Source organism: Streptacidiphilus pinicola (genome assembly GCF_003258295.1).
Taxonomy (GTDB): domain Bacteria; phylum Actinomycetota; class Actinomycetes; order Streptomycetales; family Streptomycetaceae; genus Streptacidiphilus; species Streptacidiphilus pinicola.
The window spans coordinates 1-26,487 of the sequence record NZ_QKYN01000139.1; the positions used below are offsets into that span (position 1 = coordinate 1).

Annotated in this window: 18 protein-coding genes and 4 pseudogenes; 16 read left to right on the forward strand and 6 right to left on the reverse strand. The window is 69.3% G+C overall.

Annotated elements, in window-relative coordinates; translation table 11 throughout:
* The coding region (locus DN069_RS42695; RefSeq protein ID WP_341538517.1) for a transposase at window positions 1-179 on the reverse strand (179 nt) is incomplete at its 3' end.
* 93 nt (window positions 180-272) lie between these two features.
* Window positions 273-700: pseudogene (gene tnpA / locus DN069_RS31100) on the reverse strand (IS200/IS605 family transposase).
* 23 nt (window positions 701-723) lie between these two features.
* Between tnpA and DN069_RS31105 the strand changes: the two are divergent.
* From DN069_RS31105 to DN069_RS31120, 4 genes and pseudogenes are all read left to right on the forward strand, one after another.
* Window positions 724-1,095: pseudogene (locus DN069_RS31105) on the forward strand (RNA-guided endonuclease TnpB family protein); the annotation flags it as partial.
* Window positions 1,096-1,869: 774 nt separating this feature from the next.
* The gene (locus DN069_RS31110) at window positions 1,870-3,090 is read left to right on the forward strand and encodes a hypothetical protein (protein ID WP_111506578.1); all 1,221 of its coding nucleotides are present in this window, start codon (window positions 1,870-1,872) and stop codon (window positions 3,088-3,090) included.
* A gap of 26 nt (window positions 3,091-3,116) precedes the next feature.
* The gene (locus DN069_RS31115; RefSeq protein WP_165845719.1) at window positions 3,117-5,213 is read left to right on the forward strand and encodes a tetratricopeptide repeat protein; all 2,097 of its coding nucleotides are present in this window, start codon (window positions 3,117-3,119) and stop codon (window positions 5,211-5,213) included.
* Window positions 5,214-5,323: 110 nt separating this feature from the next.
* The gene (locus tag DN069_RS31120) at window positions 5,324-5,911 is read left to right on the forward strand and encodes an NADPH-dependent FMN reductase (RefSeq protein ID WP_111506580.1); all 588 of its coding nucleotides are present in this window, start codon (window positions 5,324-5,326) and stop codon (window positions 5,909-5,911) included.
* A gap of 550 nt (window positions 5,912-6,461) precedes the next feature.
* Here DN069_RS31120 and DN069_RS39590 read toward each other — a convergent pair.
* Both DN069_RS39590 and DN069_RS31125 read right to left on the reverse strand, forming a co-directional pair.
* Window positions 6,462-6,653 (reverse strand): YncE family protein, encoded by a 192-nt coding sequence (locus tag DN069_RS39590; protein ID WP_133260096.1) that lies wholly within the window; start codon window positions 6,651-6,653, stop codon window positions 6,462-6,464.
* Between the two features lie 293 nt (window positions 6,654-6,946).
* Complete coding sequence (locus tag DN069_RS31125; protein WP_111506581.1) at window positions 6,947-7,648, reverse strand: hypothetical protein; 702 nt, start codon at window positions 7,646-7,648, stop codon at window positions 6,947-6,949.
* 37 nt (window positions 7,649-7,685) lie between these two features.
* Here DN069_RS31125 and DN069_RS31130 point away from each other — a divergent pair, with 37 nt between their 5' ends.
* On the forward strand, window positions 7,686-8,195 hold the full coding sequence (locus DN069_RS31130; RefSeq protein ID WP_243639970.1) for a CGNR zinc finger domain-containing protein: 510 nt from the start codon (window positions 7,686-7,688) through the stop codon (window positions 8,193-8,195).
* Window positions 8,196-8,417: 222 nt separating this feature from the next.
* Window positions 8,418-8,834, forward strand: a pseudogene (locus DN069_RS31135) (transposase); the annotation flags it as partial.
* A gap of 63 nt (window positions 8,835-8,897) precedes the next feature.
* Here the strand turns inward: DN069_RS31135 and DN069_RS31140 are convergent.
* Both DN069_RS31140 and DN069_RS31145 read right to left on the reverse strand, forming a co-directional pair.
* Complete coding sequence (locus DN069_RS31140; RefSeq protein ID WP_111506597.1) at window positions 8,898-9,533, reverse strand: class I SAM-dependent methyltransferase; 636 nt, start codon at window positions 9,531-9,533, stop codon at window positions 8,898-8,900.
* A 1,044-nt stretch (window positions 9,534-10,577) separates the two neighbouring features.
* Window positions 10,578-12,035, reverse strand: a complete 1,458-nt coding sequence (locus tag DN069_RS31145; protein ID WP_133260097.1) for a hypothetical protein — start codon at window positions 12,033-12,035, stop codon at window positions 10,578-10,580.
* A 569-nt stretch (window positions 12,036-12,604) separates the two neighbouring features.
* Here DN069_RS31145 and DN069_RS31155 point away from each other — a divergent pair.
* The 10 genes and pseudogenes from DN069_RS31155 to DN069_RS31210 all read left to right on the forward strand — a co-directional run.
* Window positions 12,605-13,759 carry a GNAT family N-acetyltransferase gene (locus DN069_RS31155; protein ID WP_111506584.1) on the forward strand — a complete coding sequence of 385 codons (1,155 nt, stop codon included), beginning with the start codon at window positions 12,605-12,607 and terminating at the stop codon, window positions 13,757-13,759.
* A complete protein-coding gene (locus DN069_RS31160; RefSeq protein ID WP_111506585.1) occupies window positions 13,756-14,928 on the forward strand; it encodes a LuxE/PaaK family acyltransferase in 1,173 nt (390 codons plus the stop codon). The genes DN069_RS31155 and DN069_RS31160 overlap by 4 nt, the downstream gene beginning before the upstream one ends.
* Window positions 14,925-17,543, forward strand: a complete 2,619-nt coding sequence (locus DN069_RS31165) for an acyl-CoA reductase (protein ID WP_111506586.1) — start codon at window positions 14,925-14,927, stop codon at window positions 17,541-17,543. Before DN069_RS31160 ends, DN069_RS31165 begins: the two co-directional genes overlap by 4 nt.
* Window positions 17,544-17,644: 101 nt before the next feature.
* Complete coding sequence (locus DN069_RS31170; RefSeq protein ID WP_111506587.1) at window positions 17,645-18,940, forward strand: phenylacetate--CoA ligase family protein; 1,296 nt, start codon at window positions 17,645-17,647, stop codon at window positions 18,938-18,940.
* Between the two features lie 451 nt (window positions 18,941-19,391).
* Window positions 19,392-19,547 (forward strand): hypothetical protein, encoded by a 156-nt coding sequence (locus tag DN069_RS40485; RefSeq protein ID WP_165845720.1) that lies wholly within the window; start codon window positions 19,392-19,394, stop codon window positions 19,545-19,547.
* 558 nt (window positions 19,548-20,105) lie between these two features.
* Complete coding sequence (locus tag DN069_RS31180) at window positions 20,106-20,573, forward strand: hypothetical protein (RefSeq protein WP_111506589.1); 468 nt, start codon at window positions 20,106-20,108, stop codon at window positions 20,571-20,573.
* Between the two features lie 752 nt (window positions 20,574-21,325).
* Window positions 21,326-23,347, forward strand: a complete 2,022-nt coding sequence (locus DN069_RS31185) for a WD40 repeat domain-containing serine/threonine protein kinase (RefSeq protein ID WP_133260098.1) — start codon at window positions 21,326-21,328, stop codon at window positions 23,345-23,347.
* A 410-nt stretch (window positions 23,348-23,757) separates the two neighbouring features.
* Complete coding sequence (locus DN069_RS31195; RefSeq protein ID WP_111506592.1) at window positions 23,758-24,399, forward strand: HAD family hydrolase; 642 nt, start codon at window positions 23,758-23,760, stop codon at window positions 24,397-24,399.
* Window positions 24,400-24,504: 105 nt separating this feature from the next.
* Entirely contained in the window at window positions 24,505-25,689 is a 1,185-nt protein-coding gene (locus tag DN069_RS31200; protein ID WP_111506593.1) for a helix-turn-helix domain-containing protein, read from the forward strand.
* A 698-nt stretch (window positions 25,690-26,387) separates the two neighbouring features.
* Window positions 26,388-26,487, forward strand: a pseudogene (locus tag DN069_RS31210) (IS481 family transposase); the annotation flags it as partial.

The following is a 26,487-nucleotide window of genomic DNA, read 5'->3' on the forward strand; positions in this document are numbered from 1 at the left end:
GAGACGGTACGCGATGTGCACCCGGACGTGGCCACGAAGATGATCGCGGTCAGTACCTCGCGGTCACCCGCACGACGTCGGCCGCCACCCTGCGGGCGCACCACTTCCGTCGGTGGAACCACCCGGCGGAACAGTTCCCACAATTCGTCAGGCACCAGACGCTCAGCAAGGCTCGCCATGTCCTCTGAACGAGCGCCACGACCAACAGAAACGATGTCTTAGGGTCGGGAGGGATCGCTTTGTGAGTCGCGGTGGCGCGGAGCGGTGCCGCGTCACTGCGGGTGCTTCTGGTTCTCGATGTGCTCCTTGGTGATCGATAGGAGTGCGCCGGCGCAGGATGCGGCGAAGTAGGAGGGCGACCAGAAGTGTTCGCCCCACGGGTATGTGCGGATGTGGGTGGGGAATTCCTGGCGTAGGCGTCGGGCTGAGACGCCTTTGAGGGAGCCGACCAGGCGCGAGAGGGTGATCTTGGGCGCGTAGTGGACGAGCAGGTGGACGTGGTCGGCCTCGCCGTTGAACTCGACCAGCTCGGCGTCGAAGTCCGCGCAGACGGCCCGCATGATCTCTTCGCAACGTCGCAGGATCTCGTCCGCGAATGGCACGCGCCGGTACTTGGGTGTGAAGACCAAGGCGCGTGGAAGGTGTGGACGACCGTGCGGCCCCTGCGAATGCTCGGGTTTGGCTCGCATCGTGGTGTCATGGATCACCGATAGGGTCGTTCGTGTGAAGATCGTTGTGCAGGTGAAGTTGCTGCCGGAGGCCGCCCAGGTCGCCGTGCTGCGCTCCACGCTGCGGACGGTCAACGAGGCGGCGTGCTGGGTGTCGGCGGTGGCGTTCGAGCGCGGTGTCCCGCGTGAGTACGAATTGCGCAAGCACACCTATGCCCAGCTGAAAGCACGCGGTTTGGGGGCGCAGGCCGCGCAGCACGTCATCAAGAAGATTCACGACGCCTACACCACCCTCGCGGCGAATATCCGGGCGGGGAACCTGAGCAAGACGGGGTCGAAACGGCGCGTCAAGGCGCAGTCCAAGCCGATCGTGTTCCGTCCCCGGGCCGCGCAGCCGTACGACGATCGCTGCCTGTCCTGGCGACACCACTTGACCGAGCTGAAGGCGCAGCTCACCTGCGTCGTCACCGAACTCGCCATCGCCCTCGGGGCCGCCGCTTGAAAAGGCAGTTGACGGTAGGGATCTGATGTCGCCGACTGCGACCCCGCCGCCTGGCGTCTGCGGGGTGATCTGCAGGGCTGGCCCTGTCGACCTGGGCAGGATCGTGGCCCCGTACGGCTGGTGGCCCGGTTGCGCATAGGGCCGAAGTCCACCGACCCGGTCGTCATGTGTGCCGCCGCGTCGGGCAGTCCAGCGCGCGGGCGTCGGCGTCGCGCCTGCAACTCCCGCAACAGTGTTCACAGGCTGCGACCACTGTGCTCACATAACCTCCATGATTTTTACACTTCGTTCGAAAGCGAAGCGCAGCAGTTCGGGCGACAAGTGCCGCCGGATCCGGTCTCTCCCGCCTCGCTGTGGCCATGCCAGGTCTATTGACGTGTCTCATGCGGAGACCCGAGGGTTGTCCCCGCTCGGCCGCCCGGCCGAGCAGACAGCGAGCAGGGAGGTTCTCATGAAGTCCACCGCCGCACTGAAGAAGACCGCCAAGAAGATCACCGTCCGCCGGACCGGCGACGTGCGCCTGACTTCGGCCGCGTGCCAGTGCCCGTACGGCGCCTCCGCGTGACGGTGACGTCGTGAGAAACCCGGGCGCGTCGAACTCTGACGCGCCCGGGGTGCCCACGCGCCAGCCGGAGCAATGCGGCGGCCCGTCCGACGGTGGGGAGTACGGTGAACGGATCGACCCTTGCGGTACACGAGTTGAGCTACGTTCCAGAGGGTGACGACGAGGTTCTGGTCGGGCGGCTGGACACCGGTTCCTACGCAGTCTTCCCAGCCGACGGTGCGCAACTGCTGCGGCGCCTCAGCGAGGGCATGGCCCTGGACGAGGCCGCGGCCTGGTACGAGGCAACCTTCGACGAGCCGGTCGATCTCGACGATTTCGTCGCCACCATCCGCGAGTTAGGGTTCGTGCGCACCGGCGGCACGGACGAGACGGAGGCGGCCGCGGCTCCACCCCGCTTCCGACGGACGGCACGCGCGGTGTTCTCCCCCGCGGCTTGGCTCGGCTACCTGGCCGTCGTGGTGCTCTGGGCGTTCGCCGTGGCGCGGCACAGCGACCTACGTCCCGCCGCGTCGCAGATCTTCTTCGTGAAGTCGCTGCTCGTGGTCCAGTTGGTCATCACCTTCGGCCAGGTCCCGCTGCTGCTGGCGCACGAGGGGTTCCACATCCTGGCGGGGCGCCGGCTCGGGCTGCCGACCAAACTGCGGCTGAGCAACCGGCTCACCTACATCGTGGCCGAGACGCAGACCAACGGCCTGATGAGCGTCGAGCGCCGCAAGCGCTACCTGCCGTTTCTGGCGGGCATGCTCTGTGACCTCGTCGTGCTGGCCCTGCTCGACCTGATCGCGACGTCGACCCGCGACAGCGGTGGCGGCCTCTCGCTGACCGGACGGGTCTGCCTGGCGCTGGGCTTCACCGTGGTGATGCGGATCCTGTGGCAGTTCCAGCTGTACCTGCGCACGGACCTGTACTACGTCTTCGCCACCGCGCTGCACTGCTACGACCTGCACGACGCGAGCAAAGCCGTGCTGCGCAACCGGGTCTGGCGACTGCTGCGCCGCCCGCAGCGGCAGGTCGACGTGAGCCGGTGGAGTGAGCAGGACCGCCGGGTCGGCACTTTCTACGGACCGTTCATCCTGCTCGGCTTCTGCGTCCTGGCCGCGATCACGGTCTTCGCCAGCATCCCGGTCACGGTCGGCTACGTGCGGATCGCCGCCCACGCCCTCGGCTCCGGGCGTGTCGACGCGCACTTCTGGGACTCGCTGCTCTCCCTGGTCCTGAACGCGGGCCAGCTCACGGCGCTGATCGTGCTCGCCCGGCGCAAGCGCCGTGGGCAGCGCCCCCCGGCCGCGGCTCCTGGGGCCGCCGACGCCCACCGCGCAGCCCCCTCGTCTCCGACCGCCCCGATAGAAGGGTGAACGCTATGGCCAGCCACCGCAGGATCGTGAGCGAGAGCCCGGCACCGGCAACCCGACTGCGTCTGGCCTCCGGGAACCGGAACGCCGACGTCATCGCCCGCTGCCACCAGCGGCTGCGCGGCCCGTACACCGGCGTGGACACCGTGCTGCGTGCCGTGCTGCCCGAGGCCGTCCGCCGGTGGCCCGACCTGGTGGAGTTCCACCGGGTCGAGCTGCTGTACGGGATGCCCGAGCTGGCCGACCTGGTCGGTCCGGCGCCGAGGACGCTGGCGAACGATTCTTCCTTCACGGAACGCACCCGCTTCTTCGGCTCCGGGATGATCCGCTGCATGAGCCAGGGCATCGTCTCGTTCTTGCTCGGCCACGCCGAAAGGCTCGCGTCCTCGGGCGGGCTGCCACTGCACCTGGTCTTCGACGAGGTGGACCAGGCGGAGCCGACCACGCAGGAGTTCCTCGCCCTGCTCCTGCGCCGAGCCGACCCCGCACAACTTCAGGTGACGGTCTGCGTGCGGCCAAGTGAGCTGCCCGACGAACTGGAGCGGGCACTGACGCGGCATGCGGAACGCGTCGACTGCGGGCCGGAACACGGCCGACCGGACGCCGACACGGCAGACCGGCGCGGGACGACCGCACCGGCTGACACGGCCCACCTCGCCGAGCTGGTCGAGGCCTACGTCGCCGGCGACTGCACCAGCAGCGACCCCGCCGAGCAACTGGCCTACCAGCAGACGCCCTCGGAACAGCGAGCCCGCCTGCACGATCTGCGCGCCGACGAACTGGAGCAGGCGAACCCGGAATGGGGCCCGCGCATGGGAGCGCTTGCCTACCACCGCGAGCACGGCAGCGACCCCGCCGGAGCCGGCCGGGAGGCCCTGATGGCTGCCCAGCGCCACTGCGTGGAGGTCGGCTTCTCGGCCGCGGTGATCGACCTCGGCCTGCGCGGTCGAGCCGTCACCGATCCCACCGACCACCAGCACGACTTCTGGGAGTTCACCCATCAGGCGGCCGCGGCCTGCATCCCGCTGGGCCGCACGGCGCAGTCGATGGAGCTCTACCTCGACGTCATCCAGCGGTTCGCGGACCCCAAGGTCCACATGATGACCAGTTACTCGATCGCCATGCTGCACACCCGCTTCCTGCAGCCCCGCGACCACGATCTGGCACTGCGCTGGCAGAACAACGCCGTCGCGATCGCGGGCATCTTGCCCGACCCGGCCGAGCGCCTTACCTTCAGCGTCTTCCACGACAACGGCCTGGCCCTGGTGGAGATGCACCGGGGCAACCTCGGCCGCTCCCTTCAGCTGGTGCAGTCCTGCATCGCCCGGCTCGACGCCAGTCTGACGGACAATCAGTGGCAGCTGCACCGCTCCCAGTTGCTGTACAACCGGGCGCGTCTGCTCACGGCCACCGGGCGGCTGGACGAGGCGTTCACCGACTACTCGACTCTTGTGGACCTCGATCCGTACTACACCGACTACCTCTGCGAGAGGGCCCGGATACATCGCACGCGCGGCGACTTCACCGCCGCGCTCGCCGACTACGACCGCGCGGTCGAACTCGCTCCGCCGTTCCCCGAGCTGTACTACAACCGCGGGACCGCCCGGGTCGAGGCGGGCGACACCAAGGGCGCGCTCGCCGACTTCGCCTACGTCCTGGCGATGGAGCCGGCCGACACCGACACTCGCCTCGCGCGCTCCGAACTCCTGCTCCAGCTCGAAGAGTTCGAGGCAGCCGAAACCGACGTCACCGCCGGCCTGGAGCTGCAACCGAATGAGCCCCGACTCCTTTGCATGCGCGGCACGATCGCCCTGCAGCGCGGCGCACTCACCGAGGCCTTCGCCGCGCTGGACGCGGCCCTCGCCGCCGACCCGGACTATCCGGCCGCGCTGCTCAACCGCGCCGTCGTCCAGTACGAGCAAGGCCGGCACCAAGCGGCGGTCCGAGACCTCAGCGCCCTGCTCGACCTGGTCGGAGACGAACCCGACGTCCTACTCAACCGCGGCATCGCGTACCAGGCCGACGGCCGCCCCGACCTAGCCCTGGCCGACTACGACCGCGCGCTCACCCTGCCGGGAGCCGACCTGCCGGAACTGGAGGCGCGGCGCGCCCAGTGTCGCGCCTGACGACCCGACCGGCGGCCACCCAAGACCGACCAAGACCACTCGGGCCGGCCCCAGGGCCGGGACCCGGGACAACACCGCCCGGCCACGACAGCGGAAAGGAGGCCACCGGATTGACCCGCCCCGCAAGGATCGTCGCACTATGCGGCAGCACCAGGACACCCTCCACCACTGAGCGCGCCCTCGGCATCGCAGCCGCGCACGCCCGGTCGCTCGGAGCGCAGGTGGACTTCTTCAGCGGCTCCCGGCTGCTCCTACCCCACTACGGCACTCCGGGCGCACCGCTGAGCAGCGCCGCGCTCGACCTCCTCACCGCCGTCGCCTCCGCGGACGGCCTGCTGCTGGGCTCACCGTGCTACCACGGCTCGGTGTCCGGGCTGCTGAAGAACGCACTCGACCACCTGGAGGAGCTCCGCGACGACGCCTCCCCCTACCTCGACGGCAGAGCCGTCGGCTGCATAGCCGTAGGCCGAGGCACCCAGGGCCCGGCGAACACCCTGCGCGCCCTGCGCGACATCGTCCACGCCCTGCGCGGCTGGCCCACCCCGCTCGGTGTCACCGTGGACAGCGCCGCTTGCTCGGCCCTGACCAACCATGACACCCAAGACCGCCTGAAGCTGGTCGCCCGTCAGGTTGCCACCTTCGCCACAGGCCGCCGCGCGTTGTCGGCCGACCTCCGCAGCACTCCTGCCGTCACCTAAGCGGCTGCCGCTGTGCGCACGGTTGGTACCGGTCCGGCGGCCTGCCGCAGTACGCGCGGGTCGGCGTCTGGCATCTGCCGGAGGTCGTCCTCCAGCCACCGTGCCTGGCAGGCCGGCCACGCCGCGCACGTCATCTTGACCGCCGGACCTCGCCCACACAACCGCGCGGACTCCGTCGTCATCACCACGCAGCCGCAGCTGTACCCCCCGTCTCAGACGTCACCGCGATCGACCTCCGGACGTTGTGACCCCGACGCGTCACGGCCGCCGCCCATGGTCTTCCAGCCGGTGTGGCGACCGCGCCCGTGCCTGTGCCCGCCGCACCGACCGCCGCTGAGGGAAAACGGGCGGGACACGGTGGTCACCGGCATGCCGTCCGGCGTGCGGAAGATAGGTGGTCGCGGTCCGCGCTTTGCCCGGCCAGGAACTGCGGTTCCTCATGACCGCCGACCTCGACCTCGCGAACGGACGGCTGGTCACACAGCGCGGGAGCGGTGGATGAGTAGGGCGAAGGGTGCCGCCTTGTCAGTGCCCCTCGCCGCGTGCATGGTCAGGGCACGATGACGAGCTGGGTCGGCTGGTGGCCCACGGGGATCGGTGTGCCTGTCTTGCCGGTGCTCACACTCATGGGCGTGACGGTGTTCTTGTCGCGATTGCTGATGTACACGGTTTTGCTGTCGGCGGTGGCGGCGAGGTACCAGGCGTCCATGGCGATGGGCGGGCCGGCTTTCCTGGCGGCCACATCGACGGGGAGTACTGCGTGGCCGTTGAGGACGCCGTAGAGGGCCCGGCCGTCGGGGGTCAGGAAGACCCGCTGCGTCTGGCTCTCGGGCTTGGGCAGCCAGGTGATCGCGACGCCGTGCTTGCGCCGTCTTCCGGTTGATGGCCCTGGAAGCTCCCCAGTCCGGCGCTGAGGGTGGCCGGGGCCCGCTGGGCCGCGTACCCCGCCAGTGCAGGTGGCCGATGCAGGGTCCGGGTATGCGGCGTCCGGCCCGGGTGGTGCGCCATCACGGCGTCATGTGTGCCCCCGTGCCGTCAGAGCGCGCGTAGCAGCCAGGTCAACCCCAGTTCACGGGCGGTCAGGCCAGCCGCCTCGCGGAGCTGGTCAGCTTCGGCCCCGGGCGGCAGTTCGGCGGCGAGGGTGAGGGCGGCCGCGGCAGTCTGTGGACGGGCGCCGAGGGCGGCCCGCAGGTGGTAGGACCTGCGCAGCTGGGCGATGCCGTGTTCATGGTCATGGTCCAGGAGGTGGTCGCCGAGGTGGCGTGCCGCGTAGGACTCCAGTAGCGCGTCGCTGTGGTCTCGGGCGTGCTTCAACGCCTGCTGGTAGGCCGCACCGGCCGTGTGGGGGTCCTCGTCGATGTTGTCTGCCAGTACGCCGAGCCAGAAGGTGGCCCAGCCCGCCAGCGGCACGTCGTCCCTGGCGGCGGCGAAGCCCTGACGGGCCTGCTGGAGGTCGTCGGGGCGCGGGCCCAGGTCGAACAGCAGCCGGGTGTAGCGGATTTGCGCACCGAGATAACCCGCAAGGATCGGCCCGGTCTGCAGCAGCGCGCCAACGGCTTCCTCGGCCTCCTCGGAGCCGTGCAGCCGCCACCAGAAGCTGTCCACCAAGAGCTCGGCCCGCTCTGCCACTGCGTCCGTCGGCAAGGCGGCGAGTGCCTCGTCCCACCGGCCCATGCGCTTCAGCATTCGCGCGACGGCCGCTCCGCCGTCCATCATGTAGGTGGCATCAGTAGTCATGATGCCTACCCTGCATGGCTGAAAGGTAGGTGGTCAAGTGCGTTACGTCGACTACATCGGGAACCTCACCCGCCTCGCGGTCGAGATCGTCAACGGCGACAGCCCAAGCGAGTTGCGCCGGGAGATGTTCCGCCAGCACCAGATCACCGAACCGGACAGCGAGCGGCTCGCCGCGTTCCTGCCCGGCCTGCGCGCCGCGGTGGAGGCCGCCTCGCAGGCTGGTCCGATCGGTCCCATCAACACCCTGCTGGAACAGCACCCTCCGCTGATCCGGGTCGACGACCACGACGGCGAGGGGGCATCCCACCTGCACTTCGCTCCGAACGGTGAGGACGCCGTGAGCTGGCTCGGGCGTAGCTGCTCTGCGGCACTCGCCCACGTCGTCTGCGGCGACCCGGCGGTCACCATCGGCCAATGCAGCGCCGTCGACTGTGAACGCTTCTACGTCGACGACTCCCGCAATCGCACCCGGCGCTTCTGCTCCAACGCCTGCGCCAGCCGGACCACCGTCGCCGCCTACCGCGCCCGCCGAAAGGCAACGGGCTGACCCCGCACGGTCGGCCCGTTGCCCAGCAGACGAAGTGAGGCGAGCAGCAGACCTCGCAAAGATCGACCAGACGCATCACGGTCGACCCGCCGCAGACTAACCCATGACGATGCATCAGACACGAAAATCTTAGTTCGGGCACTTGTCGATCACGCAATGACCCTGGGGGACGTACTTGGTGTGTGAATGTGACGATGGCCGGGCCCCGTGGGGGAGAGAAGCGAGGGCCGCGGGACTCCGCTGGCCATCGCGCTGACCGGCGGAAACCGCCACGACGTCACCCAGTTGCTTCCGCTGGTCGACGCCATCCCGCGCATCCGAGGCAAACGGGGCCGACCACGCCACCGCCCCGACCAGCTCTACGCCGACCGGGGCTACGACTATGACAAGTTCCGAAGACTGCTGTGGAAGCGCGGGATCAAACCGGTGATCGCCCGTCGGGGCGTCCCGCACGGCTCCGGACTCGGCACCGTCCGCTGGGTGGTCGAGCGGACGAACGCCTCGATCCACGGCTTCCGCCGATTACGGATCCGCTGGGACATCCGCGACGACATCCATGAAGCCTTCCTAAAGCTGGCCTGCTGTGTGATCACCTACAGGCGCGTGCTGAACATCCGGAGCGCGGGCCGGCCCTCTTGATCACCGATCCGGAGCCTCACTCCGTCAGAGACTCGGTGCCGCCGACCAACTTCCTTCAGCTTGTCAGTGTCGCGCCTCAGAGCGCCGAGCCCAGAACAGGACGTGGCCGCTGTCGCCCTCGGGCACGAACTCCTCGTGGACCACGTCAAAGCCGGCCTGCACAAGCCATGCGCGGTTCGTGACGGCATCGGCGTGACTCCACCACATCGCGGCCCCGCCACCAAGCCAGTTTTTATTGGTGCCGGTCCAAGCCCGGTAACCCGTGGTGCTCAAGAACCAGCCTCCCGGCCGCAGCCAGGACGCGACCCGCTCCAGCAGGGCCGGCTGTTCCTCCACCGGAACATGGATCAGGGCATACATGCAGACGACGGCATCGAAGAAGCTGCCCTGGGGAAGCTCCAACGTCGTGGCATCAGCCCGGATGAAGTCGGCGCCCGGCACCAGCTCCCGGGCCCGGCGGATCTGGACCTCACTGATGTCGACACCCGTCACGCGGTGCCCAGCCGCGACCAGGGAACGGGCCACGGGAACCCCGGTGCCGCACCCGATGTCCAGGACAGCGCCTGCCTCAGGCAGCCGACCGAGCAACTCCCCGATCCACGTTCCGTACTTCGTCTCGCTGCCAAATGCCCGCTCATAGAGCTCCGACAGCACGTCATACCCGCGCCGAACCACTTCCTTCGGATCTTCAACGTCCACGGCGCGCACGTTACGACGCCCTCCGTCAGGAGCGCGACCGCTTTAACTCAGGCTCCTGGCCGACACCCGGCTGGAGGACTGCGCTCGCCATTTTGTTAGCTCCTCTAAATGCGTCGACGAGGCGAGGGTGCGCTACCTTGTCGATCTCGTCACCCCCGCCAAGGGCACTGTCTGCCAACCGGACCGGACGCCCTTCGGGTAGGCCCTGGCTGCGGCTCGCAGTCCAGGCCGCAGTCGCGGAGAGGCAGGGGGCCGGAGCGCCCGCACGCCAGCCCGATGAAGGTCTGTCACCACGAGGCACCGACACGGGCACTCGACGCGCTGAGCAGGCGGTGTCGCGGACTCGAACGCACAAGACATGCCCTCTTTGCCGATTGACCGGCCATCGAGTGCAGTCACGCCCCCGAAGTCCGCCTGTCTCAAGCCGACGCCGCCTGAGGCGCCGCAACCCCGACGGGGGATTCACAAGACTTGACGATCACTCTCGTTCCGCGGGTGCCACAGGAATTCGCGGCTAGCCGCGTGCTCCGCTGTCTATTCCTTCTCGCCACCGGATGAAGCGTGCTGCTGATCCTAGATGGCGCGACCGACGGCCCCGTGCAGCGGCGCGCGCCGGCCTGGCCGCCGGCGACGGGAAGGGCAGTACGGCGGGGAGGGCTTCTGAAGGACGGAGTGAGTGCGATTGGGTGGGGCGGTGTCATTGTCCGTGTTGGCTGATGTCCTGCCGGTTGCGTCGGTGGACTGGCCGCCTGCGGATGGCCGCCACCTGGCCCTGGAGCCTCGAACTGACCACCGCACTCAACCGCCTCGCCGCGCTGCCCGACCAGCCACCTGACCGATGCTGTCGCCGCTGACCACCCACGACCCGAGGACCCCGATCCACCAGGCCCTTGGCCGCCGCCAGGCTGCCGACAGACGGCGTCGCGCCGGCCCGTAAGTGGGGGCGGTGCGACGCCGTCTGTCGCGTGGTGGGGGTGGAGTCGGCGCGGAACAGACCGTCGAGAGGCCTGAGCGCAGGACAGCCGCCACGGCCGTGGGGGACGGTCAGCGCGCGGGCTGGGCGCCGGGCAGAGCGAACTGTCGGGTGAGGATGGGCCATTCGTGGTGGTAGACCGGAAAGGGGATGTCGTGCTCGGCCAGCGGTGTGCCCAGGACGGCGATGCGGGCAAGGACGGCGCCGTTGACGTCGAGTCCGCCGTAGAGCCGGGCTTGGCCCTGGACGGTCGGCACGCGGTTGGCGGAGTCGATGGATACCGTGCCGTCGACGTCGGCTCGTAGGTACGGTTCGACGGTGGCCTTCACGCCCAGTGCGTCGTAGAGGGCGACGGAGCCGTCGGCCTCGAGGCCGGTGCGGACTGAGGCGTGGCCATTGATCGAGGCATTGACCGGGGAGATCGTGGTGGCGACGGGTTCGGTCGTCGAGGTCCAGCCGGCCGTTTTGGTGTAGTCGGCGTGGATGGCCCAGTTGCCGTCGATGGCCTGGGTGGTGTCGACGGTGACGGTGCCGTCGGCGCTGACCTCGGCGCAGAGGGTGACGTTGAGGGTGATCACCACCGGCACCTGGCCGACCATCACGACGGGGGAGGCGGTGAGGGTGGCGACGGGGATCTTGACCCGGCCGGTGGAGCCGGTGAGGCCGGCGGTGAGGTGCCAGCGGGCGTGCGCGCCGAGGTCGAAGCCGACCCTGGCCTGTTCGGGGGCGAGCATGCCTCGGGAGCCCTGGTAGGAGAACATCACGCTTGGGTCGAGTTCGAGCGAGCCGTTGAGTGCGGCTTGCGCGCCGCCGGGCAGCGGGACGGCGTCGCTCATGTCCAGTTCCAGTGCGGCGGACGCTGAGGCGTCGGCGCCGTCGGGGTTGGGGACGTAGGTGGCTTTGAGGTTTTTCAGCTGCGGGGTGATCTGGATCTGGTGCGGGTCCAGGGCGCGTTTGATGTTGGCCCAGGTCTGGCCGAGCAGTTCAGATATGGTCGCTGGCCGGGTGCTGACCTCGACTGTGTCCTGCCCTGCGGGCTTGACGGCGGTGATCGCGAGCAGGGCGCCGTGTGGTGCGGCGGCCGTGGGTGGGCTGTCGATCAGCCGGCCGGGGCGCACGGCGCCGGCCGCTGCCGCTGTGGCGTTCGGGCTGGGGGTGTCCTTGCCGGTGCCGACCACGGCGAGGACTGCCTTGCCGGTGCGTCGGTTGTAGGAGGTCAGTTTGAGCGCTGGGCCACCGGGCGATGTCGACCGGGTTGATGAGTCGTCGGACGGGTGGGTCGAGGGACCAGCGGACGGGCCGGTGGATGTGCGGCCGGCGTCGGGATCCACCAGTGTCACTGCCGGGTTGCCGGGCGGCGGAGGGGGCAGCGGACTGCGGGTCGGGCCGGGTGTGGTCAGGGCGGCTGCGTGGGCGGTGGAGGTGGCTGGTTCGGGGGACGTGGCGGTCGGCGACGTCGAGGCGCAGGCGCTGAGTGAGAGCACCGCGGACACGGCGAGCGCGGGCAGTGCGAGGGTACGCACGGACATGCGGAGGGTCACCTTCGTCGTCAGTCGGCTTGAGCGGTTGGGCATGTACACGGCATGCTACCGGCAAGTAGTAAGCCACTGTTGCTGGCGGTCACTCACGCCCTCGCCGCACTACGGCTGTTGTCCGAGCGGCAGGGAGGAAGAGGGCGCGCGGCCCGCGGACGCGGTGAGCTGACGTGCCGCCATGAAGCCTGCCGGCCGCCCTTTGTTGCGTGTGGCGTGACCTCGGGGATTTGACGGGCCGTCGCTTTCCGTGCCGACGCCGTTCGCACTCGATGTGATCCTCGTCGCATTCCGGCGTTCTCGTGCAGGAAAAGGCAGTTGACGTGACTTTGCCACCCTTCCGAGCGGTTAGGGTGGATCGTGTCGGCCCGCTCGCAGCGCGGCTCCGACTCCTCCATTCGGTTCGCTGCCGTGCTGGTCCAAGACGCCGGCAGGGCCGCGACGCGGCCTGCCGCACGCAGGCTCCACCACACGCGGACACCTCACCCAGGAACCGTTCCGATTGCGAGGGTTAGATCCGGTCCCGGGCGAACCCCGGCGGCCGCGGGGATTTTTGGGGAGACAGATTGGCTGCGCATTTCCGGATTGCCTGCACGGGCGACATCGACGAACTTCTGACGCTCTATCGGGCGGTCTACGGCAGCACCTACACCCTGCCTCTCGGCACCGACCGGGAGGTGATGGCCCGGGAGATAAACTCCGCCACGACCACCTGGCTGGTGGCCCGGGACATCTCGAGCGGACGCCTCGTCGCCTCGATTCTCGGCACCGTCGCTCCCCAGGAGCGGCTCGGCAAGCTCCAGGGACTGGCCGTCCATCCCGACGCCCGGGGCGGCGGTATCGCCCGGCAGGCGGTGCGCGAGCTCAGCGATCGGCTTCTCGCCGAGCAACCGGTGGACTCGGTCTATGCCACAGCCCGCACCAACTCCACGGCGCCGCAACGGATCTGCCTGCAGAGCGACTTCCGGGCACTTGGCGTGTTCCCGAACCTGCGCAAGTCCGAGCGGCACGAGACGATGGTGCTGCTGGCCCGACACCGGCCGGGGGTGCTCGAACAGCGCCTGACCGTGCCCCGGGTGCCCGCGGGACTGGGCGGCCTGGTCGACGCACTGCACCAGACCGTCGGCCTGGCCGAGGCGCCCCGGCCCCACGTGGAGCAGCGGACGCCGGAGACCTCGACCGGCCCGGTGCCGCCCACGGCTGCCACCTCCTTCGAACTCGTGGACGCGCCCGCGTTCGTCCGGCGGCGGTTCGCCGAGGCGCTGCCCGATCCCGGCGCCCGGTTCTACCCCTTCCACGCGCCGAACGTCCTGCTCACCGCCGAGGACGGCGGCTTCGAGGTGTACGCCCAGCTGAACCGGGGCGACGGCTACTGCGCCCTGGTCGCCACGGCGCCCGCACTCGCGGAGCGCGGCGGCGACCTGGACGCGGTCATCTGCACGCTCTCCGACCACGGTGCGCTGCACATCGAAACGCTGCTGCCGCTGGACCACTACGCGGACCTGAACCTGCTGCTCGGGCACGGGTTCCTGCCGGCCGCCGCTTACCCGGCCATGCGCCGCGAGGGCGACGGCTACCGCGACTACGTGGTGATGGCGCGCACCATGAAGCCCCTCGACTTCCGCGGCCTCGCCATTGACGCCGCCTTCCGCCCCTTCACCGAGCAGTACATCGAGCTGTGGAAGCAGCAGTACCTCAACACCCACGGGATTTTCCAGTGAACCAGTATCTTGAACCGGTCGCGGTCCCGGACCCGGCCGCGCTCGCGCATGTCCAGCGGCTTTGCGACATCGCCGAGCCCTACGCCGTCGGCCCCGGGCTGGACGAGTTGTTCGTCCGGGCGATCAACGAGTCGAACGCCTGGCATGCGGCCAGGTCCCCGTTCTTCGCCCGTCTGTGGGCGTCCGGGCCGACCGGCGGAGCGCCGCTCGGCGGGATCGACGAGCTTCACCGACTGCCGTTCGTGCACGCCAACTTCTTCAAGGCGCACGAGGTGGTCTCCGTCCCCGAGCAGGACATCGCCCTGCACGTCACCTCGTCCGGGACCACCGGCCAGAAGTCGCAGATGTTCTTCGACCAGTGGACGTTGCGCAATGGGCAGCGCATGGTCGCCCGGGTCTTCGACTTCTACGGCTGGCTGGGCGAGCAGGAACCGGTCAACTACCTGCTCTCCAACTACCAGCCCCGGCCCGGCCTCAACCTCGGCACCTCCTTCACGGACGAGTACCTGTGCCACTTCGCCCCGGTGCGGTCCGTGGAGTACGCGCTCAAGCACACCGGCACCAGCCACGAGTTCGACCCCTTCGGCTGCGCCCGGGCCCTGGTCCGGTACGCCGAGGAGGGCGCCCCGGTGCGGATCCTCGGCTTCCCGGCCTTCCTCTCGTTCACCCTGGACCGGATGCGCGATCTGGGCCTGCCGCCCGTGCAGTTGGACCCGCGCTCCTTGGTCGTCTTCGGCGGCGGCTGGAAGGGCCACGCCGACAAGCAGGTCGCCAAGCCGGAGTTGTACCGGCGCATCCACGAGCAGCTGGGCATTCCCGACGAGCGGATCCGCGATGGCTACGGCGCCGTAGAGCACTCGGTGCTCTACATGGAGTGCGCCAACCACCGCCTGCACGTGCCGACCTGGTCGCGGATGCTGGTCCGCGACGTGGGCACGCTGGAACCGCTGCCCTACGGGGAGCGCGGCTACGCCCAGTTCGTCTCGCCCTACATCACCTCGGTGCCGGCCCAGTCGGTGCTTATGGGCGACCTGGTCTCGCAGCACTCCCCCGAGGAGTGCGGCTGCAGCCTGCCAACCCCCTGGTTCGCCGTCCACGGCCGGGCCGGGGTCAGCCGCAACCGCAGCTGTGCCATCGCCGCCGCCGAACTGCTCAAGGGAACGTCATGACGATCGATCAGCACTATTGGCAGGGCGCCTGGGTGGACGACGCCGAGGCCGACAGGCGTCTGGACGGGCTCGGCGACGACGTGCGTGCCGCGCTCGGGCAGCCGTTGAGCCCGCTGGTCGTCCTGGCTGCTTGCGACCGGTTGGCCGCGGCCCTGGCCGACCCGAACAGCGGCCCCTCGACCCGTCTGGCCGCCGAGCTCGCGGCGTCGGACGTGCCCGCCCAGGAGGCCGCCCGCACCCTGAACGACCTCGCCGAAGCCCTGGGCCGGGAGCCGCTTGAGACCAAGCTCATGCGCGAGCTCGGCGGCATCGACCCGGGCCGGCTGGCCCGCTTCGACTTCCGGGAGGAGATCTTCGAGGCTTGGCTGCCCGTCGGCCTGTTGGTCCATGTCGCGCCGGGCAACGCCCCGGCCGCGGGCGCGCTCAGCGTCGTCGAGGGTCTGCTCGCGGGCAACGTCAACGCGGTCAAGACCAGCGGCGGATCCCGGTTCACCCAGCTGCTACTGGCCCAGCTGGCCGAGCTGGACCCCAGCGGCCTGATCGCCGCGCGGACCATCGTGCTGAACTTCCCCTCCAGCCGCACCGACTGGCTGCGTCGCCTGTGCGCGCAAGCCGACGCAGTCGCCGCGTGGGGCGGTGAGGAGGCGATCGCCGGGGTGGCGGCCCTGGTGCCGCCGGGCTGCCGTCTGGTCGACTGGGGACCCAAGCTGTCCTTCAGCTACCTGACGAAGGACACCTGGTCCTCTCCCGCGACGCTGAGCGGCATCGCCGAGGACATCTGCCGACTGGACCAGCAGGCCTGCTCCAGCCCCCAGGTGGTCTACCTCGACACGGAGGACGCGGACCAGGTCTTCGCCTTCGCCGAGCGGTTCGCCGAGGTCCTCGACCGGACCGTGGCCGCTCTCGCCCCGGCCGCTCCGGAGCTACTGGAGCGCGCCGAGATCAGCAACACTGTGTTGGTCGCCAGGCTGGAGGAGCATCTGGGGCTGACCCGGGTGCACGAGGCCGCCGACGGAAGCTGGCGGGTCCTGGCCGACACTCGCAACGCGCTGCGCGCCTCCCCGCTGCACCGCACGGTATGGGTGAAGCCGCTCCCGCGCACCCGGATCGTGGACGTGCTGCGGCCGATGCGCCGCTACCTGCAGACGGTTGGCCTGGGTGCCGGCCGCACCGACACCGCGGAGCTGGCCCAGGCGGTGCTCGCGGCCGGCGCACAGCGCGTCACCGTGCCCGGGCGGATGCTCCACAGCTACAACGGCGAGCCGCACGACGGCGTCTACGCGCTCCAGCGCTACAGCCGCCGGGTGGACGTGCAGCTGGACGCCAGGTTCACCGGCGACGCCTGCCTGGACGACCTGGTCTCCGCCCGCGAACTGACGCCGCCGCCAGTCGAGGTGGTCTCCAAGACCGACTTCGAGCTGCTCCAGGACGACTTGAGCCGGGCCGAGGTGTTCTTCCGCAGCGGCGGCAGCTCCGGCGCGCCGAAGCTGTCCGCCTTCACCTGGGACGACTACCACGAGCACATGCGCTCAGGTGCCGAGGGCCTGCTCGCGGCGGGCTTCGACGCGCGGACCGACCGGGCCATGAACCTCTTCTTCGGTGGGCTGCTCTACGGCGGCTTTCCCAGCTTCTTCTCCGTGCTGGAGACCCTGCAGGCGGTGCAGTTCCCGATGGCCGCCCAGGAGGACCACGCCCTGGTCGCCCGCTCGATCGTCGAGCACCAGGTGAACACCCTGTTCGGCATGCCCAACTACCTGCTGCGCGTGTTCACCGCTGGGGAAGCCGAGCTGCGCGCCTACCGAGGCGTGCGCAAGGTGTTCTACGGGGGCGAACACTTTCCGCAGGCGCAGCAGGACTGGCTGCGCAGCGAGTTCGGGGTGGAGTTGATCCGCTCGGCCGCCTACGGCAGCGTTGATGCGGGCCCGCTGGGCTACCAGTGCCCGGATGCGCCGGACCGGGTGCACCACCTGTTCAGCGGACTACAGACGCTGGAGATCCTCGCCCTGGAGGAGGACCGGCCCGCCGTCTTGGGCGAGACCGGCCGCCTGGTGTTCACCGCGCACACGCGCCGTGGCCAGCGCCTGGACCGTTATGAGATCGGCGACCTGGGACGCTGGATGCCGGGTGAGTGCCCGTGTGGACGACGCACTCCCCGCTTCGAGTTGCTGGGCCGGTTCGGGGACATCTTCCGCAGCGGCAGCCACTTCCTCAACCTCCGCCGCTTCACCGCGGTGGCCGAGGAGACTCTCGGCCACCGCGGGGCGCTGCAGATCGTGCTGGACGAGGACGACGCGGGTGAGTCGTTGACCGTCCGGCTGGAGGCGCAGGCCTCCGAGGCGACGGCCCGGGAGGCGCTGGCCCCGGAGGCGGAAGTGGGGACTGCGGGCGCGCAGGCGTCGGGCGCGGACGCGCGTGAGACCTCGGCGGGGACGCGGCCGCAGGTGCGCGCGACCCCGCAGGACTTCCTGGACGGCTACCCCGAGCTCGCGGCCGCGGTCGTGCGGGACCGGCTGGTGGAGCTGCGCGTGGAGCACCTGCCGTCCGACGGCTTCGAGCGCACCGCCGCCAGCGGCAAGCTCCTGGCCGTTGTCGACAAGCGCAAGCGCAACCGCTGACACCCTGCCGGGTCGGACGGCCCCCGCGCCGTCCGACCCGGCACCCCCGCGCTGCGGACCCCGACCTCCACTACGAGACGACACCGACAGGACCCGGACCGATGAACCGCCAACAGACAGCGGACCTGATCGCCTTCGCACGGGAACACTCGCCGTTCTACCGTGATCTCTACGCCGGCCTGCCCGCCGCAACGGCCGACCTGACCGCGCTCCCGCTGGTCGACCACACCGCCTTCTGGCAGGCCCACGGCCCCACGACCAGCCGGATCCTGACCGGCCCGCACGACGACGGGATCGTCTTCAAGACCGGCGGCACCACCGGCGCGCCCCGCGTCTCGCGCTACACCCGCGAGGAGTGGCGCGCGATGTGCCACCGCTTCGGCGAGGGCCTGCCCGCCGCCGGACTGCTCCCGGGCGACCGGGTGGCCAATCTCTTCTATGCCGGAGAGCTCTACTCCAGCTTCGTCTTCACGCTCAACCTCCTGCAGGAGGCGCCGATCCCCACCGTCCAGCTGCCGATCGGCGGCGCCGCGCCACTGGAGTACACCATCGCTGCGCTGCGCGACTTCTCCGCGACAGTGCTCGCCGCCCCGCCCACCTCGCTCTGCCGGCTGGCCCGCCAGGTGGTCGCCACGCACGGCACGCTGCCTGACGTCAGGCTGGTCCTCTTCAGCGGCGAGGCCTTCTACAGCGACCAGCTCGCGCTGCTGGCCAAGGCCTTCCCGGGCGCCCGGGTCCGCTCCATCGGCTACGCCAGTGTGGACGCCGGCGTCCTGGCCGGACCGGTGGCGGGCGAGCCGGACTCGCGGATCCACCAGGTCTTCACCACCGACAAGATTGTCGAGCTGCTGGATCCGGAGACCGGCGAGCCGATCGAGGAGCCGGGCCGCCCCGGGCGTGTGGTGGCCACCGATCTCGCCCGCCGGCTGATGCCCGTCATCCGCTACCCGGTCGGCGATCTTGCGGAGTGGACGGACTTCCCCCGGCGCCGGTTCCGGCTGCTGGGACGCGCCGAGGAGGGCGCTCGGGTCGGTGTCGTCACCGTCTATCTGGAGGACCTGCGCGGTGTCGTGGCCGCGGCCGACCCACATCACCGCATCGCGGACCTGCAGATCGTGCTGCGGCACCGTGGCGAGCGCGACGAGCTGGTGCTGCGGCTCGCGGACAACGCGGAGGGCGAGCAGGCGGGCTCGGCGGGCGCCCCGCGTGACGGAGAGCGGCAGGCGCTGGCCCAGGACATCGCCCGGCGTCTCTGCCAGGCCCGCCCGATGTTCGACGAGCAGGCACGGCGCGGCCTCATCCATCCGCTGGCGGTGGAGTGGGTCGGCGCCCAGGACCTGACGGTCAATCCGCGCACCGGCAAGCTCGTCCGGCTCATCGACGAGCGGATGGACTGACTCCGACCGGCCCTTTCCCGTCTCCCGTTGCCGTTCCGTCCACAGCTGAGCCGGCGGGAGCAGGAACGGCCCTCCCGAGCGTCCAGAACCGGCAGCTTGGGACTTGAGGTCCCGGCGTGCGGCGTTGAACCCCGGCTGCCCGCGCGACTATTGGGACAATCCATCCTTTGCTTGCCAATTAGGACAATGTCCAAGTCGGTCATGCGTTTGGGCGACCATCCGAGGTGAAAGACGCTCTCGCTTGCGTGGATCTCTAGCATACGACGGCGCAAGCCTTAAAGGATTTCGCCAAAATCGATCAGACGCTATCCACTCCATGCGCAATGGGCTTGACGAGCCCTAAATTGCGCAGCGAGGGCGTTGCCTTCAACCCTGGAGATTCCAGGGCGAGTTGACCCCCCTGGCGACGGCTAAATCTCAGGGGGGTCCGAGTTGATCAGACAGGACCGCGATGGACGGACATGTTGATCTCGCAGCACTCGTGCTGCTACTCCTCGCAGCCATGGTGGCGGCGTTGACCTACCACTCACCCGCGCTCGCGGCGCCGCTGGAGGCGGCTGTCGCAGTTGTTGGGCTCGCCTACATGCTGCTGAAGAAGAAGCCATAGGCGAAACGGCTCCGAGTTGCGCTCCACGGGATTCCCGTGGGGCGCTTTTCATTTTCGTTGACCCTGGTGGTGATGTGCTGAAATCTGTGGCTAACTTTGGAGGACGTTTGCCAAGGGTAGAATGCGCTTCTCTCAAAAAAAATCGGACTTTATGGCACAAACCACCCCGTGTACTCATGGCGAGCCATGGCGACCCCTGGCGCAACCATGGCGAATTTCTCCCTGACAATCCGGACAATGCGCAGGAGATGTGAAGGCGATCTTCACGGTTTGCTCTGGTGTGGCCGGGGGCGCTTGGCTAAGGCCTGTCCCGCAATTGATCTTCGAGGTGGGCGTTGCCCAGGTTCGGCGCGGGGGCGGGATGGACTACGCGGCTTGGAGCAGGTTGCGCAGCCAGGCGATGCCGGGCATGGCGGTGTGGCCGGCTCGCCCGGGCGAATGAGCTTCACGAGCGCAGTGACGCGAACCCCTGCCAGTGCACGAGATCTCCCGCAGACTGGACAGGGTCACCGCACGGAACAGCCCAGTCGCTGATAGAACTCGACGAAGGAATAGGTCATGTCCGATCAGAGTCCGAAGCCCGCCGGGGCTTCCGTGATCAGCCGCGAAGAGGCGGCCCAGAGCATCGCCACGGCCTTGAAGGACCACACCCACTTCATCGCCACCGTCCCGCCCGGGATGGCCGGCGACGCCGCCGAGCTTCTGGAGGGGCTGCCCGGCTTCGTGATGATGCTCGACCAGGGAATGGACACTGTCCTGACCACGTCGTCGGCCGCCATCGTGGCTGCGACCGACGGCCTCGCCGCCAGGCAGAGCGCCGCCGTGGCGCTGGTGCCGAAGACCGTCGGCACGACCGCGATCAGCGAGTGCTTCGGTCAGGAGATCCCGGACGACGGGAGCCAGGACATCCTGAACCTGAGCGACGACGGCGACGTTGCCTTTCCGACCCTGTTCATCGACGCCGTCGACCTGGTGGACCCGCTTGGCGCGGCGCAGATGCGCGGGCAGGGACGGCCGATCAGCTAGCCGATCCATCCCATATCGGCTGCCATCGAGCAGCCTGTCCGCACAGCGTCAGCGGGAGCGGATCCTCGGGCGTGACAGGGTCAGCCACCAATTGCGACAGCCCTTAGATACGCGTGATGGGTGCCCCGCGAGCGGCCACGGACGGTCACGCCCTGCCGGCGGAGTCATCCGGGTCAGCGGTTGGGCCTGGGCCGAAGCGATCGAGCAGCAGCCACCCAGATGCGGATTCGCCGGAACGTCAGGCGGTACGCGGGGCGTGTTCAAAGTTTCTCTACTGGATCAGGGCAGCCCGCCACAGGCGGGCCGCGCGCCGCCGCCCGGGGATCCCCGCCCCCGCTCCTGTCTCCGCCCCGCTCGGGGCGGGCCCCAGGCTGGCGGCGCAAAGCCCTAGTAGGCGAGCCACCAGACCCACAGAGAACCCCGAACACACCGCCACCGCCCGGCAACCCGTCACGGACGATGGCCGCTCTCCGTACGGCCAGGCCCCCCGCCGCCCGATGATCCGGGGCGGACGGAACCCGTCAAGCCCGCGCAGCTCACCGCCGTTCGCATCCTCCCCGCCGTCCCCGCGGCCTTGACCGAACCCGCCCGCCCCTACACACCGGCAGCTATCGGGGGGCCCGCCCGAAATGGCGCCGCTGGAGACACCACGGCCCCAGCCGCCGAACGGGTGGCTGGGGCCGGTCATGCCGCGAGGCGCTAGTTGAAGCCAGGGTAGAGACATCGTTGTTCGCGGGCGTAGGGTTCCGGACGTGACGGGGACACGTGGTGAACTGGTGGGCGGGCGCTACCGGTTAGCCGAGGTGATAGGCCAGGGTGGTATGGGCCGTGTGTGGCGAGCCACGGACGAGGTGTTGGGTCGCCACGTTGCGGCCAAGCAGGTTCTGCTGGCGCCTGAACTCACCGCCGAGGAACGTGTCCGTCTCATCCGGCGCACCCGAGTGGAGGCCGAAGCGGCAGCCCGGCTGCGCCATCCCGGCATCGTCACCGTCCATGACGTGGTCGACCATGCCGGCGCACCGTGGATCGTCATGGAACTCCTGCCCGGCCCTTCGCTTGGCGCCCTGATCGCCCGTCAGGGCCGACTGGAGTGGCCGCAGGCCGCCGCCTTGGGGGCGCAAGTTGCGGACGCGTTGGCGCACGCCCATAGCGCCGGGATCGTCCACCGAGACCTCAAGCCCGACAACATCCTGTTGGACGGCGATCGGGCCGTCCTCACCGACTTCGGCATCGCGCGGATCCTGGACTCTGTGGCCACCCTGACCTCCTCGCGGACCGTCATCGGAACCCCGCAGTACATGCCGCCTGAACAACTCAATGGCCTGCAGGTGGAGGCGTCAGGGGACCTTTGGTCCCTGGGCGCCACGCTCTATGCAGTCGTGGAAGGGCAGCCTCCGCACACCGGCGCCAACCTGATGGCTGTCATTACCAGCATCCTCACGCACCCCCTGCCCCCGCCCGCCCACGCTGGCGCCTTGACCGAGATCCTCACCGAGCTCCTAGTCCGGGATGCGCCTCTCCGCCCGGCTGCCACCGAGGTTGCCCGGCGCCTGCGCGAACTCAACCTCGGGGCGAGGAACGGCTCATCCGCAGACCTTCGCACGCAGCCGGACGTTGATAGCGAAGCACCAACCGTGTCAGCACCGGCCCGACAGCTCACCCGTCAACCTCGCGTGAGCGAGGGCCCCTCCATCACGGCGCCCCCGTCGGGGCTGACAGGCAGGCGAGGGACGGTGAGCCGTCGCGTGGTCCTTGGCGGCGCCCTGGGAGCCGCCGCGCTGGCGGGCGGCCTGACCGCTCTGTTGAAGCTGGAGGGCAGTCCATCCCGTCACCGCTCAGCCGGTTCCTCCGGTTCAGCCACTCCTAGTAGCTCAACCACTCCCGCCCGCCACATCAAGTACCTCACTCTCACGGACCAGACAGCTGCAGTCCACGCGGTGGCCTTCAGTCCCGACGGCAAGACCGTCGCCACCGGCAGCACCGACAGCACGGCAAGGCTGTGCGACGTCGCCACCGGCAAGACCATCACCGCCTTCGTCAGCCAGGACGGGGGTGTCATCGCAGTGGCGTTCAGCCCCGATGGCAAGACGCTCGCCACTGGCGATGACAAGACCTTGAGTCTGTTTGACGTCACCACCGGCCAGTCCATAGTCACCTTCACCGGCCACGCCGGCCTTGTGTACTCGGTGGCATTCAGTCCTGACGGCAAGACTCTTGCGAGCGGAAGTGGCGACAACACTGCACGGCTGTGGGACACAAGCACCGGCAAAACCATCACGACGCTCGCCGGTCACGCCAATTCGGTCTACTCGATTGCCTTCAGTCCCGACGGAAGGACCCTCGCCACCGGAAGCGCCGACACAACAGCCAAGCTGTGGGACACCGCCACCGGTAAGACCCTCAGAACCCTCGCCGGTCACACCAACGGTGTCACATCGGTGACCTTCAGTCCCGACGGAAGGACCCTCGCCACCGGCGCCAACGACGACACCGCACGCCTGTGGAATACCTCCACTGGCCAATCCACTGCCACTCTCGCCAATAGCGCAGGCGTCGTCTTCGCGGTGGCTTTCAGCCCCGACGGCAACACACTCGCGACGGGCAATGAAGGAAACTCGGCGACATTGCGGGATGTAGCCACCGGAAAGGTCACCATCACCCTTTCCGGCCAGGCCAACGAGGTCTACGCGGTGTCCTTCAGCCCCGACGGCAAGACACTCGCTACGGGCAGCCTCGACGGCACCACGAGACTTTGGGACCTGACGTCGGGCTAGTTTCCCGGCGAGGAGAGAACAAGCAGAGGAGTTGGCCCTCCGACTGGAGGGCCCGCGCAAGGATCTGTCGCGAATGCAGTCGCGCGTGATCTTCACCTAGACCCCACTCTTACGGCCAGGCCGCGACAGACCGGCGAGGCAGTCACCGACCGCTCGGCTGATCGTTTGCCGGGTATGAACTGCTCTTGTCCGCCGCCCGACCGCGACCTCTGCCTCGACTGCCGCGGCTGGGGCTACCAGGTCGGCACCGTTGGCGACGACCGGCCGAAGTGCCCGCACTGCCACGGTCAGGGCGGCCAGCAGCCTCACGACCTCGCCTGCGGCGCTCTGGGGCCGGTCGAGCCCGCGCCGCCCTACCCGTGGTCCGAGTAGCACCCACAGGCAACGCTGGTGCGCAGTAGGCTCCCCGCATGCCTCAGATCAGCGCAGTCGTGTTTGACGTCGGGGAGACCATCACCAGCGACCGTCGCTTCTGGGCAGACTGGGCCGATTGGCTCGAAGTGCCGCACCACACCCTCTCCGCGCTCGTCGGCGCCGTTGTCGCTCAAGGCCGCGACAATGCCGACGCCCTCCGCTTGATCAAGCCGGACCTGGACATCTGGGCCGAATACGAGAAGCGCGAGCGGTGGGGCAGGGGCGAGCACCTCGACGACACCGACCTTTACCCCGACGTCCGCCCCGGCCTCCAGGCTCTCCGTGACGTCGGCCTGAAGGTGTACGTCGCCGGGAACCAGACCGCGCGCGTCGCCGGCCTGTTGCGGGCGCTCGATCTGCCAGCGGACGGTGTGGCTACATCCGGGGAGTGGGGCGCCGCGAAGCCCCACCGTGGTTTCTGGGACTGCGTCCTGAAGTGGACTGGCCTGCCCGCCGAGCAGATCCTCTACGTCGGCGACCACCCCGCCAACGACATCGCCCCCGCCCAAGCCGCCGGCCTGAAGGCCTGCCACATCCGCCGCGGACCCTGGGGCTACCTGTGGGCAGACCAGCCCGAGGCCGCCGCCGCGGACTACCGCATCAACTCGCTGGCCGAGCTCGCCACCCTGCTCTCGTGATGCGAGCGTGCCCAGCCTGCTGGAGAACAGGCTGGGCGCTTCACCTGCACGGCAATCAGCTGCACCGGTACCGTTCCAGATGGTGAGTCAGGAACGGAGTCCAGCATGCCACCGCGCAACCCGGACACGGTGGGGGCGCGCATCGCCGCCGCCCGCCGCCTCAAGCGCCTCGATCAAGCCGAGCTCGCGGCAGCCGCACACGTATCGACCAGCACCATCAAGAAGATCGAGCAGGGCTCCCGCCGGCCAAGCGACCAGGTCCTCGAAGCGGTCGCGGACGCGCTCGACGTCGACCCCGAGCAGCTCCTCGGCACCGCGAGCCTGACCAGCAGCCGCGTCCACGCCACGATCCCCACCCTCAGGGCCGCGATCGACGCCTACGACCTCCCCGACGACGGCCCAATCCGATCCCTCCGCGAGCTGCGCGACGCCACCGCGGGCCTGGAGCACAAGCGCCTCGACTCCCAGTACGCGCAAATCACCCGCACGCTGCCCGACCTCCTCGCTGAACTGTCCCGAGCCGTACACACCCTCCAGGGCGCAGAGCGCCAGCAGGCCGCCGCGCTCCTCGCCTCCGCCTACCGGTCCGCCGACGCCGTTGTGTACAAGTTCCGATACCACGACCTGTCCGTCCGCCTCATCGAGCTCATGCGCTGGGCCGCCCACCAGGCCGAGGATCCGGCACTGGACGCGACCGCGGCGTACGTCCGGATGGAGACGTTCTTCGCGGCCGGCCAACCTCAGAGCCTCGCCACCGGGCTGCGGACACTGGAGGCCGCGATCGACGCCGCCCCGGCGAACGCGTCCCGGCACGTCACCGCCGCGGTCGGCGCCCTGCACATGCGCGCCGCCGTCGCTGCCGGCCGAGTCCGAGACGAAGACCGCGCCCACACCCACCTGGCCGGTGCCGACCGCTGCGCCAGGCGTGTCCCCGAAGGCGTGTACGCCGGCACCGCATTCGGCCCGGACAGCTTCCACATCCACCAAGTCGCCGTCGCCGTCGAGCTCGGCAACGCCACCACCGTCCTCAACGCCGCACGCACCTGGAAGCCCCCGGCGTGGCTTCCGGCAGAGCGACGCTCGCACTTCTACATCGACATCGCCCGCGCCCAGCTCTGGCAGAACCTCCAAGACGACGCCTTCGAGTCGCTTCAGGTCGCACGCCGGATCGCCCCACAGCACGTCCGCGAGCACGGACAGGTCCACCAGACCCTGAAGTCGCTGCTCCGCACCAAACGCTCCGACCGCGACAGCCTGATCGGGTTCGCGGAATGGGCCCACGTCGTCTGATCTAGGGACACAAGCTGTGTCCCTAGGTGCCCTTGCGGGTCGCCAGCATGAGTGGTGTCAGAGATCGCTCGCCCTGAGCGGAGGACGCCACCCATGGCGTATGTACTGGAACGACGCCTGCCGCTGCCCGAGCAGGTGAGCATCGCCCGTCTCCATGGCGAGGCATGCATCGGGTGCGGCCAGACCGCAGACGAGGATCGCCCGCTTGTGTCGGCCGGGACCGTAACGGTCCCCGACGGCAACGGTGTTGGCCGGCCCTGGCAGGTGGTCACGTGCCCCGAATGCACTCTGCGGAAGACGTGATGGCCACCGTGCACCCCACGATGGTCGACTGGGAGCCACCAGTCGGGCCGGCCCAGAGGATTGAGGTCAGTGGCGAGCAGTTGTACGGGCGGGCGTGCGTCCGCTGTGGCTGCCAGCTCGACGGCCTCATGGATTCCGGCTACGTCTACACGACCACGACCGCTGGCGCCCGGTTGCCGTGGCCTGTGAAGGCGTGCCCACACCACACCGTGCAGGGGGCGGCGTGACCACGCTTCAGGAGCCAGAGGCCCCGAACACCGACGCGGACGAAGGCCTAGATGTTCTGACCACGGAGGTTGGTGACGGGGTTCACGGTGGGGTGATCTTGAAATAGGTGAGGGCCTTCTGGCTCGGTGTGGATTGCGACATCTGCACCGGCTCCCAGAAAGGCCCTCATGCCACACCGTAACGCACCCCTGACCGAGACCGGCCGCCTGCGTCTGGCCCGTTGCGTGGTCGACGACGGCTGGCCGCTGCGCCGCCCGCCCCCTCGCT